Origin of the sequence: Mucilaginibacter sp. PAMC 26640, assembly GCA_001596135.1 — a bacterium.
GTDB lineage: Bacteria > Bacteroidota > Bacteroidia > Sphingobacteriales > Sphingobacteriaceae > Mucilaginibacter.
In genome coordinates, this window is the sequence record CP014773.1 from 4,149,212 (window position 1) to 4,162,724 (window position 13,513).

Below are 13,513 nucleotides of genomic sequence, written 5' to 3' on the forward strand. Positions count from 1 at the left end.
GTTTCTTTAGAAGCAGTTTTCAAAGCAGTACGGTAGCCAAAAATTTAGTTTGTGCTATAGTAATCCTATAATAGACGGACAAATTACGCAAAGAAAATGCACAAAGGTCATAAAGCTTGAAACCTTTATGACCTTTGCGGGATGTAAACCAGAAAATCTTCGGGCGCTGTGTGTTAATAACAACCTGCGCTATAGCTAAGCGGTTTTAACTTTTGCAGGTTGCTCTTTATTTCTTCTCAAAATCGACAGGAAGAATCCAATCACCATGATAACCGTACCTGCCCAGAAGAAGTTAATATACGGGAATTTAATAGCTTTCATCACAATATATTTCTTTTGGCTTTCCGGCTGCTGGTAAACGGTGATCTCTATTTTGTTCTTATCAGGCAAAATTTTGGAGAATCGAAGCTTCAAACCTGCATCATCCACTTTTTTAGCGAAATCAAATACGCCTTTACCCTTAATCAGGTAGATAGGCTCGGCCTTATAGGTTTTACCGTGCGATACAATTTCCAGCTCGGCCCCAACCGAGATATCATCGCTTTTCAGTGGGATGTTCTCCACCTTAACGCCTTTGTTTAGCTTCTTTAAAACGATGAATCCTTCGCGGTACGGAATGGTATCCCCTATCTGCACCTCGTGCGGCACAGGGGCATCATAGGCTTTATCATCGTTGGTGGCATCGTGCTCCTCACCTTCTTTACCAGGTTCCTCGCTTACGCTGATGGAGTTGGTCATGGTGATGTGCGTATACAAATCATGGAACAGGTAATGCTTGGTATCCGGTGAGGCCGCCAAAGCACCTTTATTCACCTGCGCCTTAGGGAACAAAGTAAATTCATCAATCACCTTTCCTGCACCATCCATTTGCTTGTAGTTCACTTTATAAAAGTGGTCTGGCGCAGCGATAGAGTCGCCGGTATAGGTTACCATATAGTCGCCCATTTTCAAAGGTTCGTTACGGTAAACCAAAATATTTTCGCGTGGATTATTGTCCTTCGCAAATTCTGCTGAGAAGCCTTCGCCCGTGTTATTGATCGAGATCACGGTACTGGTACCTGCAGAGATTAACGCCCCGATCATCAATAACCCAAAACCAATGTGTGCCACAGCCGAACCGGCCAGTTTAAACTTACCTTTAAGCGCATCGGCAAGTACTTTACCATTGGCGATAACCGAATATACCGATCCCCACATCACCAGAACAAATACAAAATTAAGTTTATAAAGGCCCGAGGCATAAACGATCAAAGCCGCAATCAGCCCGGCAAATACCAGGTAAACTGCTGTAGTGATAAAAAAACGCGTAACGTCCGTTTTTTTATATTTTAAGAACTGGGTAACCGCTGTAAGTATGGTAATTACAAATACAAAGGAAGATTGGATAACGTTGTAATGCCTCATCCTTGCGGCTTCAACGGGCGGTGCTATATTGGTATGAAAAATGGCATTCCAAACCGGTATAGATGTTACAATAATCAGGTGAAAACAAGAGAGGCCCAAAAATACCGCACCAACAAACATCCAAAATTCGCGGGAGTAAGTTTCTTCGTCTTTTTTGGTAATTGGAAGTTCTTTCCAGCGGACAACCAAAAACCAAACCGATAAAGCCAGGAATATCCCTACGCCAATAACCAGTTGCCAAAACATTCCCAAGTCGGTAAAGGAGTGCACGGAAGTGTCACCCAAAATCCCGCTCCGGTTAAGGAATGAGGAATACCAGGTTAGCACAAAGCTGATCAATACTAAAAATGTTGCGGTAAAATAAGAGTGGCCGGTATTTTTAAATACAATAAGAACGTGCAGCGCGGCTACAAGCGTAATCCATGGGAAGATAGAGGCGTTCTCAACCGGATCCCAGGCCCAGAAACCGCCAAAATTAAGCGACTCATAAGCCCAGAACGAACCCATTACCACGCCGGTACCTAGTATCATACAGGCAAACAGTGTATAAGGGATAGCAGGCTGGATCCATTCTTTATATCGTTTTTGCCAAAGGCCGGCAATTGCGTAAGCAAACGGCACCACCATGGAAGCAAACCCCAGGAACAATGTAGGCGGGTGAATGATCATCCAGTAGTTCTGGAGAGACGGAACCATTCCCTGCCCGTCTTTAATGAACGACATGTAATCCGGATTGGAAAAGATGGGGCCCTCCATATCATTCCGCAGCAGCAAAAATGGCGAACTCCCCAATTTAGCACCAAAGATCTCAACACCTAGCACCATGGTAGCTAATACCACCTGTGATAAAGCAATAACCGACATGACCGGGCGCTCCCAGGTTCCTGATTTAACGATCAGAATTAGCCCTAGAACAGCCTGCCAGAATAGCCACAACAAAAAGCCGCCCTCCTGCCCGTTCCAAAATGCGGAAATAACATAACGCACAGGTAACGACCGGGAAGTATACGCCCAGGCATAATGATATTCAAAATAGTGGTTGTAAATAATATAAAAGAGGCAAACACCAATACCTATGATTGAAAAGGAGTTGAGATAAAAGCCGATCCGGCCGAGCTTTTGCCATTGGCTGTTAGCTTTTCCGGCATCATCTGTAGTAGAAAAAAAATAACCTAAAAACGAAAGTAATGCTGCCCCGAATGATAGTACGATGAAAAACTGGCCAATTTGCCCGGGTAAAAGGTGTTCACCTTTAAAATCTATATCCATTAAAAAATTGTTAAATGCTGGCCTGTTTAGATGTGGCCTTAAACTCTTTGGTATCTAACTTATCCTGGGTGTATTTAGAGGGGCATTTCATCAGGATTGTAGACGCGTGAAACTCATTACCAACCATTTTTCCGGTCAGTACTATCTGTTCCGATTTCTCGAAATCTTCGGGCTTGGTGCCGGTATAAACCACCTTGCACTCTTTGCCTTTATTATCTTTCATGTAAAACGAAAAGTAATTGGCATCTTTTGTAGGCTCGTAAAACAATTCTTTGGATTTATTCACCTTACCCACCACGTGCAGTTCACTGCTGGTTTCTTTGGCTTCACTGAATGACCCGTAAGTGCTTGTACTTGAATAAGTACTGATGATAACAGCTATGGCAATAGCGATAACGATTATCCCGAATATTGAACTTTTCTTCATTAATTGATTAGTGCTGAAAAAGCGATTTACAAAAATACAAAACGCTTAGTTAATAATGTTTATTACAAGGCATATATACTATTTAGAATTGTTATTGATAAATTTAATTGAAAAGGTGAATGCAGGTAACGAACGGTAAGTTTTAAAATTCTGGAAATTTTTACATTGTGAGAATTCTGATTCAGATAATTAATCATGGCGCCCCCTGCGGGCCGGGCTTTGCAGGGCTGCGCTTTGCTCCGGCCCTTCGGGCTAAACCCTTACAATCCCTGGCGCAAATTACTGATCAATGATTATTGAATCAGCAATTGAAATTCAATTTGGTAAGCACTGGCTAAAACCAACTGTCGTGGGGCAATAAGCGGGCTTTTGAAAAAATTAATACTACCATAGCCTGCTATTCACTATATTTAGCCTATTAAAATCGCCCTGTAAATCACTCATCTCTGTACACTGCCTGGTGGGCATGTTGTATCATTCGGCCCTAAAAAGACTGACTAAAACTTCTATTTAATTTTTTACAGAGCACATTATGCCACAAAATTTGAAAGTCGCTATTATTGGCGGCACCGGTAAAGCCGGTAAATACGTTGTTAAGCAATTGCTTAGCCGCAATATCCCTGTTAAATTTCTGCACCGCAGTCCCGAGGAATTGCAGATAGATAACCCCCTCATCCAGTTTATTAAAGGTGACGCACGCGATTACGATGCGCTGCTTGAATTATTGAAGGGTTGTACAGCCATCATTAACACGGTTGGCCAGCCTATAGGCGAACCTCCGCTTTTTAGCGATGTAACTACTAAGTTATTAAAGGCTATGGCCAAACTTAACATCAGGCGTTATATCTCAGCGACAGGCCTAAATGTTGATACCCCATTAGATAATAAAAGCGCCAAAACTAAATTCGGCACCGACTGGATGTACCAGCATTACCCTAAAACCACCCGGGATAAACAAGTGGAGTATGAACTACTGGCAGCAAGTATGCTCGACTGGACACTTGTGCGGCTACCCATGATCCAGCAAACGGATGAATTGCCGGCAACGATAACCAGCCTGGAGGATTGCCCGGGTGATTTCATCAGTGCTTCAAGCTTGGGTGCCTGGATGACAGACCAATTAACGAGTGACAAGTTTATCAGAAAAGCACCGTTTATCGCGAACGCCGGATAAACAATTTCTAAAAAAGTCGGATCCCGGGTTTACCGGGCTCCGTCTTTTATTTTGCACCGCTGATGCCTAAGCCGCCTTTCTGCTACCAAACCAGTTTATACCCTGCCCCTCTTATGCTATCTGGATATTGGGATCTACAATGATTTCCCTAAGTAATTTCTATATCAAACTAAACCATAAAAAATAAAAAAGGCTGGAATGTCGATCCCAGCCTTTACAACTCTTAAAATTTTCCCAACGTGATCACGGCCATACACCTAAATTCATGTAAGATACCGCAATTTTATTAATAGCGCCTACCATGGCTGCGTTGCGCAGTGTACCCACTTTAGGATTATTTTTGTAGATCTCACGGATCTCATGGTAGGAACGGATCATGGTATCTTCCAATCCGGAGTTAACCAGTTCCAGCTCCGATGCTCCTTTTATAATAGTTGAGCGTTGCATTGGTGTTAATGCAGTACCGGTAATGCCTTCAACCATGTTTACCAAATTCAGGTTAGAGGTTTCCTCAAACCTGCGGTTGATGCGGCCAAATGCCACATGGCTTAAATTCTTTAACCACTCAAAGTATGATACCGTAACACCACCTGCGTTAGCATACATATCCGGGATGATCATGCCGCCATTAGCATAAAACGCCTCCTCAGCTTCCGGTGACGTTGGCCCATTCGCGCCTTCAGCAATGATTTTTGCCTGAATATTGTTTACGTTCTGACTCGTGATCTGGTTCTCCAGAGCAGCCGGCACCAAAATATCGCATGGTTGCTCCAGGCCGTCCATTGTATTTTTGAATTCTTTTTTCGCGCCTGCATAACCCAGGATGGTACCCGTTGCCTTACGGTGCTGAAACACCGCTTCAACATCCAATCCGTCCTCATTATAAATGGCACCTTCAAATTCACAAAGGCCTACGATCAATGCACCAAACTCCGAAAGGAATTTCGCAGAATAGTAACCTACGTTACCCAAGCCCTGAACAATGATCTTTTTACCACTCAAACCTGCTGTAAGGCCTATCTTTTGCATATCCTCTGCCACGCCAACGCACTCGCGCACGGCAATAGCAACGCCACGGCCGGTAGCTTCTCTCCTGCCCGCAATACCGTGTAACGCAATAGGCTTGCCTGTTACAGCCCCTAAAGCATCAAGCTGGCCCGGGTTCATGGTAGCGTAGGTATCAGCAATCCAGCTCATCTCTCGTTCGCCCGAACCGTAATCCGGCGCCGGTACGTCGATGCTTGGGCCGATAAAGTTTTTCTTGATCAACTCTACCGTATAGCGGCGGGTAATATTTTCCAGTTCGCCTACTGTATAATTTTTAGGATTGATTTTGATGCCGCCTTTAGCACCTCCAAACGGTACATTTACAATAGCGCATTTGTAAGTCATCAAGGCAGCAAGTGCCATCACCTCATCCTCGTTCACCATTTCGCTGTAACGAATACCGCCTTTGGTTGGGCTTTGGTGGTGAGAGTGTTCTACGCGCCAGGCGTCTATCACTTCAAAGCCATTACCTTTTCTAATTGGGAAACGAAAACGGTATACACTGTTACATGACTTTATCTGGTCTAATAAACCGGCATCATGCTGGGTAAATTGTGCTGCATGATCAAAGTTTTTACATACATCACCAAAAAAGTGTGTATCCTGATCTGCAGTTGGATTATTGATATTCATAATTTATAATTGGCTAAAAAATTAATTCCTTAAAAAACTGCGCAAAGTTGATGCTTTTTTTATCAACTACGTAATTTTTTAAGGAATGTATCTGTTTAAGATGTAAACAAAGTGAAACCCTTTTGTTAAACAGTTTAAGGGCAGATTGGTTTAATCTTGCTTCTCTATTTTTCTGAGGCGGCGATCCATACTGAACAGGTAAATAGCCAGGCCGATGAATACAATGGTGATGGTTACTACAACCACATAGATTCTGCCGTTTGACCGCAGGGCATCGGCCATTTCTACATCCTTACCCGGCTGGGCATTAGCGATAAAAAAGCAAAGCAGCATAGCCGCTAATAAAGCAAGTTTTTTCATATTAGTTTACGGCGTTCTTTTTGTATTCAATTAAACGGATGCGGTAGCGTAGTGTTGCGATCCAAACGGCGATTAACGCCCAGGCAATAAAGGCCGGATAAAGCACTATACGCATATTGTTATCCATATCGAGCCTACCAAAGGCAGGGTTCCCACCGTTGCCGGGGTGCAGCGAATCGGTTAAACGTGGCAGTACCATAATCAGCACCACCATGATTGGGAAAGCGAAAATATTGTAAATGGCAGAGATCTTTGCGCGCTTTTGCTCCTCATCTATAGAATTACGAAGTACACTGTAGGCGCAGTAGAGCAAAAAGGCAATAGCAGCGCTGTTTTGTTTTGGGTCGTTACTCCAATATTCACCCCAGGTATATTTGGCCCAAAGCATACCTGTTATCAGGCCAAGCGCAAAAAAGAAAAGGCCCGTATTGGCACATTCAACAGCTATCAGATCATCTTCCTCTTTGCCGGATTTGAGGTATTTAATACTATAAATTACCGATACGGTAAATACCGTAAACATGGCTATCCACATCGGCACGTGGAAATAAGTATTGCGAATGGTTTCATGCATAATAGGCAACCGGGGCACCTGGATCAGGAAACCACCAATTAACGTATAAAATATCAGCACAACGGCTAATATCTTCCACCAGATTTGATAAATAAATTTCATATTACGCGGCAAAGGTAAGGGATTTGGCGATTAGTTCAATAGTTGATTGGTTCAATAGTTTATTGGCTTTATTGCTGCCCGCTGCTAATCGTTTACGCTGTCTGATAATCCGATATCTTACAGGCCTAATAGTAATAAAACAAATAATCAAGTAAGGTATTGAACTGGCTAATCACCAGGTTCATAATCCACCGGCAATAAATTAGCTAATTTTGCCTTGCTCCAGGTACCTTCGTACAGCGGGCTCTCGGCTATAACGATGCCATTCATATCAAACACTACGTAATGTTGTTTGGTAGGCGTCATTACGCTGGTTTCAAAGTTCTCCATATCAAGGGGGTGATAGATATCTTTAAACTGTTGCTCCTCATGTTTCTTTGTATAAACCACATATAGATAAGCCGGGAAGGCAACCGCAAAGATCCCCTCCTGCGGCGTTCTTCTCAGGATCTCCAAAGCCTTCAGTTCGGGTTTGATTAAATTTTCATGATACCACAAAGGCATGTCCCGCTGATTAAACCAATAAACTACCGAATCGCGGTTTATTCCATTAAACTGTTTGATCTTACGCTGTATCACATCTTCTGGGTAACGATTTGGGTTGGGTGCGCGGGTATAGTTATAAACCACAAAGCCTTCTTCAACCAGCTTGTTTTTATACAGGGTACGGTAAAAATGCTGTGGAGACCCGTAATAGGATTCTTCGCGCTTAGCTTTCCATTTCTTCTTTTGCGATTCGTTGCCCGGTAACTCTTCAAATAAGGCTTTGCCCGCATAGGAAATGGTGTGGCTAATGTTATCGCTGCTAAACCTGTTAAGCAAAAATTTGGTGCGGTAACCAAGGGCCTGGTTTTCTACCACTAAAAACTCTTCGGAAGAAGCTTCCAGGGTTTGCCTTTTACGGTAATAATTAAAATCAAGCACGCGTGGGTTCACCACCTTACATTGTTTTGAATTTTCGTTAACACCAATAAAGTCTTTCTTAAACTGTTCGTAATTGCGTTTCCAGTCGGCGCTGCTAATAACAGTCACCGCCCGCATCATCATCACTTTTGGGGTAAGTTCTATATTTAAAGAAATTGGCTGGCTGCCCACCAATACCTCCTTTGAATATTCCTCAAAGCCGATAACGGTTACCACCAGGTTGTACTGCCCCGGCTTAACCCCCCTTAAGCTAAACTCTCCTGCCTCATTAGAGGCCGTACCATAGCTGGCATTGCTTAAAAAAACACTCGCTCTAGCTACCGCAGCTTTAGTTCCTGAGCTTAGTAATTTACCGGTTATTACACCATTCTGGGCTGCCAGACTAAAAGGCAGGCATAAACAAATCATTATAAACCACCAACGGCGCATGTACGTTTAATTTTTTAGAGGATGCTAATAAAGATATAATTTATGAAGCAGAGATGAAAAATATTAAGGTAATTAAAATGATACACTGTCTGCTTTAAATCTGCTCTTAAAAACAGACTTAATAAGCTCCACTCCCTGCGCTGGAAATTGCAGAATGAGGCTAATCCCTCCATAAAAACGGAAACAAGATCAACGATGTAGCAATCACGATCACATTAATTGCAGCCAGCACCCCGATAGAGCCATAGCTTAGTCCCCTGTCTAATCCATCCATTGCAGTTTTGCTTACTTTAATAAGCAACAGTATTACCGGAATAATTACCGGAAAACTCAAAATGGCCATTAATGTGCCGTTGTTTCCAGCTTTTGAAGCGATGGCGGAGATCATGGTAAATACTGTTGAAAAACTGATACTACCCATTAAAACAGCCAAGAAGTAAAAGAGCAAATCTCCCACCGTATTGGGAAAAAACACCATGTAAACGAGCAGCGCCAAAACACTCAGCAGGCCCATCAACATCGAATTGTAAATGGTTTTAGATAAAATAATAGCCTGCGGCCTTGCTATGGTATAGTAGTAAAGCAATCGCCCCTTACTTTCCTGCAAAAAGCTTTTCGCAATCGCGTTAACAGAAGCAAATAGCATTATGATCCAAAACAGAATGTTCCACACAATAGAATACCCCGTGCTGTTTTTGAAGCCTGGATTAAGGTTGAATGATATATAGCATACAAAAACGGTGGATACGATGTAAAGCAGGATACCATTAAAGGCATACTTTGATCGCCACTCCAGGACGATCTCTTTTTTAAGCAAATTGAAGGTTTCGTTAAAAAGCCGCATTTGGGCGCAAATATAATGCTTATTACGGGGAGTTAATTATTTTAACAACAGTGGTTGAGGAGTGAGCAAAGAGAAACACCAATTATTAATTTAATACCTACTTTTACCCCTGAATGAAGAAACTTGAATTATCCGGAAAATGGGTCCTGATCACTGGTGCATCATCAGGCCTGGGACAGGAGATGGCCCGACAACTGGCTACAAAACACCGGGCAAATTTAATTATAGCTGCGCGCCGCCAGGATAAATTGGAGCAATTAAAAATTGAACTGGAGGCTGGTACCAGTATCAGCGTGAAAGTGATCGTAGCAGACCTCTCCCTGCACGCCGATGTGGTGAGGATGATTGATGAAAGTCTTGCAGGTGGTGAACTTTATGGTGCTATCCTGAATGCTGGCATCACCTATTTTGGCAGGCATGCAGATTTGCCGTGGGAACAAACTGAAAACATCATGAAAACTAATGTGAATAGTGTGGTTTACATGACCAGCCGCCTCATCAGTCATTTCGAGCAAACTAAAACTGAAGCCGGAGTAATGATCGTATCCAGCATGGCGGCATTCTTCCCCGTGCCGTACCAGGCAATCTATTCCGCAACCAAGGCATTTATTATGGCTTTTGCTAATGCTCTTTCCGTAGAAATTAAAAATCCGTTGCTTAGCCTAACCGTTTACGCCCCGGGCGGCATTGCAACAGAAATGACCGAAGGCAAAAACTTTAACGATTTAAAAAGCTGGCTGATGCCGGTTGGGCAGGCCGCTACCGAAGGCCTCAGTTCTTTCATCTCACGTAAGCATGTACATATTCCGGGCTTTTTTAACCGGGTAGGAAATGTATTCATGGGTTTTATGCCGCGTAAATTTATAACCAAAAACATGGGTAAGGTTTACTACAAGGCCTTGCTCAAAGCAGAAAGCCTCTGACATGTATGAAGCGCTCCATGAAACGTGGCCAAACTAACTTATTTTTTTAGCTTTAATCACCAGCTCTTCTATTTTGCTATACAGCTCGTGTGCTTCAAATGGCTTGGGCAACACATCATTCATACCGGCAGATATTGCTTCCTTGTGTTCGTGTTCAAAAGCGGCTGCCGATAGTGATATGATTGGAACACTGCGTTTAGGCTCCTCAAAATCCATCCGGATGGCCCGTGCGGCCTGGTAACCATTCATGCCGGGCATATGTGTATCCATTAATATCAGGTCGTAGTCTTCTTCTTTAAACCTTTCCAGGGCGGTAGTGCCATTATCGGCCACCACCACATTTACATTCCAGTCTTTAAGCATTTTCACCAGCATAAACTGGTTGATCATGTTATCCTCCGCTAGCAATACACTTACATTTGCAAAAGGCTCCAGGGTTTTGACTGGTATCACGGCTTTATGCTCCGGTGTTTGGGCAAGCCCAAACCAGTTGCTGAAATTAAAAACGCTGCCTATGCCAACCTGGCTGCTTACTGTAAGCTCGCCACCCTTAAGTTCTACCAGTTTTTTTACAATGGTTAAGCCTAACCCCGTGCCACCATACTTAGTGGCGGTATCGTCTTCGGCCTGCTCAAAGGAATCAAAGATCTTTGAAAGCTTGTCGCCCGAAATACCTATGCCACTATCTTCTACGCTAAATTTAAGTTTAACCTTGTCGATGTCTTTTTGCAAAAGCGATATTTTCAACTTTACTATCCCTCTATCGGTAAATTTAATGGCATTGCTTAAAAGATTCATCAAAATCTGGTTAATGCGCAAAGAATCGATCACGAGTGCTTCGGGCACGTCGGAATTTACCTCCAGAACAAATTCAATACTTTTTTCGTCGGCGCTAAATTTAAGGAGCCCGAAAACCGATTCAACTATGTTACGGAGGTTATGCGGTGCCCTAACAATGTTAAACTTACCTGCCTCAATTTTCGAGATATCAAGCACATCATTAATAACACCCAGCAAAGACTGAGAAGAAGAATCCAGCATATCCACCAAATTGGCCTGCGGTGCGCTAAGACTTGTTTTGCGCAATAAATTACTGAGGCCAATGATCCCGTTAACGGGAGTGCGTAATTCATGGCTCATGTTCGCTAAGAAACTTTCTTTAACCTTTTTGCCGTATTCGGCGGCCTCTTTTGATTTGATGAGTTGCTGTTGATAGCTCTTTTGTGGAGTGCAATCTCTTAGGTTCATAAATAACATCTTATTGCGGTAGGATACCCTGCAATCTATCCAAACGGTACGTTTATCGAAAGTATCAAACCTGAACTCAAATACCGAAAACTGCAGATTATCTTTTATGATCTCTCCCAGCTTTTTTTTGAAAGCCCCTTTATCAGATTCAACCGCAAAATCAATAATACTCCGCCCAAACGCTTCCGACTGGCGGTAGCCCAATATCTTTTCAACAGCCGGATTAATTGTTTTAATACGAAGGGTAGCGGCATCAACAGAACAAATGATGTCAACGCTATTTCTCACAACAACTGCATAATCTTCCAGTTCATTGTTTTTCTGCTTGATTTCTTCCTGTTGCCGGGCCAGTTGAATAAACGAATCAACCTTAGCTGAAGTAATATACGGGTCTAATGGTTTGTATAAATAATCCACTGCACCGGCAGTTAGGCCTTTTACAGCATATTTGCTCTCTTTAGATATAGCAGTTACAAAAATTACAAGGATATCCCGTGTGCGTGGATTTGATTTTAACATTTCCACGAGTTCAAAACCATCCATTTCAGGCATCTGAACATCCACCAGTGCTATGGAAATATGATTTTCCCAGGCTAGTTTAAGCGCTTCATTAGGAGACGTAGTGCTGAGTAACCGAATATCGTTCCGTTTCAACAGCGCCTCCAGGGCAATAATATTCTGTTCTTTGTCATCTACGATCAGGATATTTATCGGGATAGTCATTCGATAAGGTTAAGTACTGTTTGTTAAAAGCTCAAATATTTCAGTAGTACGTAATATAATGTCAGCAGCACCAATACCTATTGCAGCATTTGGCATTTCGGCCATTTCTGCCTCTTCGGGGTCTTGTACAATAGTTAAGGCCCCTGTTTTTCTTAGCTTAAGTAGTCCCTCTGCCCCGTCCTGGTTGGCTCCGGAAAATAGTATAGCAGTACAGTTATCACCATATGCTTCAGCAGCACTTTCAAAAGTTACATCAATAGACGGTTTTGAATACCACACAGCTTCTGAAACATCCAAACTAAAATAGCCTCCTTTTTCAATCAGCGTGTGGTAGTTTGGGGGAGCTATATAGATAGCGTTATCCTGTATTGGATCCTTGTCGCTAATTTCTCTCATCAACATACGGCTATTTTCAGCAAATAGTTTTTCTATTTCGCTAAAAAAATTCTTTTTTCTGTGAATGATAATGATCACCGTTTTATTGAAGTCGTGCGGAAACAGTTTGACCATCCTGAACAACAATTTGAACGCCCCGGCAGAGCCCCCTAAAAGAAGTACTTTTGATTTGCTAAACCGCCTAGATATTTCGCTGTCAGGTGCCAATTTTTTGATATATATTTTCTTTCTGATTGATCACCCTAAACTTTTTACGAAAACTATCGCTCCTGATAGTTTCTTTATTACCCAGGCATAAATAGCCCAGCGGGCAAAGGCTTTTATAAAATAGATCGAGAATACGCTCCTGCAATTCTGTTTCGAAATAGATAAATACGTTTCGGCAACTAATCAGTTGAAACTCGTTAAAAATAGTATCAGAGATTAAATTGTGAACAGAAAACAGTGTATTTTGCTTTAGCTCACTATGGATAGCGGCCGCATCATACATAATCGTAAAATGATCTGTTATTGACCCCGGTAAACCGGTAAACAGGTAATTTTCGGCGTAGCTTTTAATTTTACGAAGGCTGTATATTCCCTTTCTTGCCTCCTTTAATACCTCGGTATTAATATCCGTGCCGTAGATGAATGATCTATTATTCAGTCCCTCCTCTTTTAGCAAAATAGCCAGGGAATAAACTTCTTCGCCCGATGAACAACCTGCGCACCATATTTTACTGTGCTGATAGGTTTGCAAGCCTGGTATGACCTGTGTATTTAAAGCCTTATAGAAAGCCGGGTCGCGAAACATCTCGGTTACGTTCACCGTTATTTCTTCCAAAAACTCCTGAAAAAAGGCAGGATCGTTCACCAGGATATGCTTCAGATCATAAAACTCCAATTTTTTAAGCATCATGATCCGGCCCAAACGGCGTTTTAACGATGCTTTGGTATAATCACCAAAATCAAATCCATGGATCTTTTTTATAAGATCTATGAGTTCTGCTAATTGAGCCTCAGTTAAATTGTTATCTTTTCCCAGCGCGTTATTCAT

General features: G+C 42.4%; 12 protein-coding genes. 2 read left to right on the forward strand and 10 right to left on the reverse strand.

Annotated elements, in window-relative coordinates:
• Positions 1-195: 195 nt before the first annotated feature.
• Together A0256_17990 and A0256_17995 are read right to left on the reverse strand one after the other, a co-directional pair.
• On the reverse strand, positions 196-2,673 hold the full coding sequence (locus tag A0256_17990; GenBank protein ID AMR33173.1) for a cytochrome C biogenesis protein: 2,478 nt from the start codon (positions 2,671-2,673) through the stop codon (positions 196-198).
• Positions 2,674-2,683: 10 nt separating this feature from the next.
• Positions 2,684-3,100 (reverse strand): cytochrome C biogenesis protein, encoded by a 417-nt coding sequence (locus A0256_17995; GenBank protein ID AMR33174.1) that lies wholly within the window; start codon positions 3,098-3,100, stop codon positions 2,684-2,686.
• Between the two features lie 532 nt (positions 3,101-3,632).
• Here A0256_17995 and A0256_18000 point away from each other — a divergent pair.
• Positions 3,633-4,274, forward strand: coding sequence for an epimerase (locus A0256_18000; GenBank protein ID AMR33175.1), 642 nt, complete (start codon positions 3,633-3,635; stop codon positions 4,272-4,274).
• A 243-nt stretch (positions 4,275-4,517) separates the two neighbouring features.
• On the opposite strand, the gene A0256_18005 is transcribed toward A0256_18000, so the two are convergent.
• The 5 genes from A0256_18005 to A0256_18025 all read right to left on the reverse strand — a co-directional run bounded on the left by A0256_18005 (position 4,518) and on the right by A0256_18025 (position 9,187).
• A complete protein-coding gene (locus A0256_18005; GenBank protein ID AMR33176.1) occupies positions 4,518-5,954 on the reverse strand; it encodes a glutamate dehydrogenase in 1,437 nt (478 codons plus the stop codon).
• A 150-nt stretch (positions 5,955-6,104) separates the two neighbouring features.
• A complete protein-coding gene (locus A0256_18010) occupies positions 6,105-6,314 on the reverse strand; it encodes a CcmD family protein (protein AMR33177.1) in 210 nt (69 codons plus the stop codon).
• A 1-nt stretch (position 6,315) separates the two neighbouring features.
• On the reverse strand, positions 6,316-6,981 hold the full coding sequence (locus A0256_18015; protein ID AMR34608.1) for an ABC transporter permease: 666 nt from the start codon (positions 6,979-6,981) through the stop codon (positions 6,316-6,318).
• A 177-nt stretch (positions 6,982-7,158) separates the two neighbouring features.
• The gene (locus A0256_18020) at positions 7,159-8,343 is read right to left on the reverse strand and encodes a hypothetical protein (GenBank protein AMR33178.1); all 1,185 of its coding nucleotides are present in this window, start codon (positions 8,341-8,343) and stop codon (positions 7,159-7,161) included.
• Positions 8,344-8,503: 160 nt separating this feature from the next.
• Positions 8,504-9,187, reverse strand: a complete 684-nt coding sequence (locus A0256_18025) for an ABC transporter permease (GenBank protein AMR33179.1) — start codon at positions 9,185-9,187, stop codon at positions 8,504-8,506.
• 113 nt (positions 9,188-9,300) lie between these two features.
• Between A0256_18025 and A0256_18030 the strand changes: the two genes are divergently transcribed.
• Complete coding sequence (locus A0256_18030) at positions 9,301-10,110, forward strand: hypothetical protein (protein AMR33180.1); 810 nt, start codon at positions 9,301-9,303, stop codon at positions 10,108-10,110.
• A 33-nt stretch (positions 10,111-10,143) separates the two neighbouring features.
• On the opposite strand, the gene A0256_18035 is transcribed toward A0256_18030, so the two are convergent.
• Genes A0256_18035 through A0256_18045 form a run of 3 tightly spaced genes read right to left on the reverse strand, consistent with a single transcriptional unit; the run spans position 10,144 to position 13,513 of the window.
• Complete coding sequence (locus A0256_18035; protein ID AMR33181.1) at positions 10,144-12,081, reverse strand: hybrid sensor histidine kinase/response regulator; 1,938 nt, start codon at positions 12,079-12,081, stop codon at positions 10,144-10,146.
• A 9-nt stretch (positions 12,082-12,090) separates the two neighbouring features.
• The gene (locus A0256_18040) at positions 12,091-12,684 is read right to left on the reverse strand and encodes a hypothetical protein (GenBank protein ID AMR33182.1); all 594 of its coding nucleotides are present in this window, start codon (positions 12,682-12,684) and stop codon (positions 12,091-12,093) included.
• Positions 12,674-13,513, reverse strand: coding sequence for a chemotaxis protein CheR (locus A0256_18045; GenBank protein ID AMR33183.1), 840 nt, complete (start codon positions 13,511-13,513; stop codon positions 12,674-12,676). The genes A0256_18040 and A0256_18045 overlap by 11 nt, the downstream gene beginning before the upstream one ends.

Excerpts from the sequence above, each read along its gene's own strand:
- A0256_17990 (AMR33173.1), bottom strand. The coding sequence starts at position 2,673 with ATGGATATAGATTTTAAAGGTGAACACCTTTTACCCGGGCAAATTGGC.
- A0256_17995 (AMR33174.1), bottom strand. The coding sequence starts at position 3,100 with ATGAAGAAAAGTTCAATATTCGGGATAATCGTTATCGCTATTGCCATA.
- A0256_18000 (AMR33175.1), top strand. The coding sequence starts at position 3,633 with ATGCCACAAAATTTGAAAGTCGCTATTATTGGCGGCACCGGTAAAGCC.
- A0256_18005 (AMR33176.1), bottom strand. The coding sequence starts at position 5,954 with ATGAATATCAATAATCCAACTGCAGATCAGGATACACACTTTTTTGGT.
- A0256_18010 (AMR33177.1), bottom strand. The coding sequence starts at position 6,314 with ATGAAAAAACTTGCTTTATTAGCGGCTATGCTGCTTTGCTTTTTTATC.
- A0256_18020 (AMR33178.1), bottom strand. The coding sequence starts at position 8,343 with ATGCGCCGTTGGTGGTTTATAATGATTTGTTTATGCCTGCCTTTTAGT.
- A0256_18025 (AMR33179.1), bottom strand. The coding sequence starts at position 9,187 with ATGCGGCTTTTTAACGAAACCTTCAATTTGCTTAAAAAAGAGATCGTC.
- A0256_18030 (AMR33180.1), top strand. The coding sequence starts at position 9,301 with ATGAAGAAACTTGAATTATCCGGAAAATGGGTCCTGATCACTGGTGCA.
- A0256_18035 (AMR33181.1), bottom strand. The coding sequence starts at position 12,081 with ATGACTATCCCGATAAATATCCTGATCGTAGATGACAAAGAACAGAAT.
- A0256_18045 (AMR33183.1), bottom strand. The coding sequence starts at position 13,513 with ATGAATAACGCGCTGGGAAAAGATAACAATTTAACTGAGGCTCAATTA.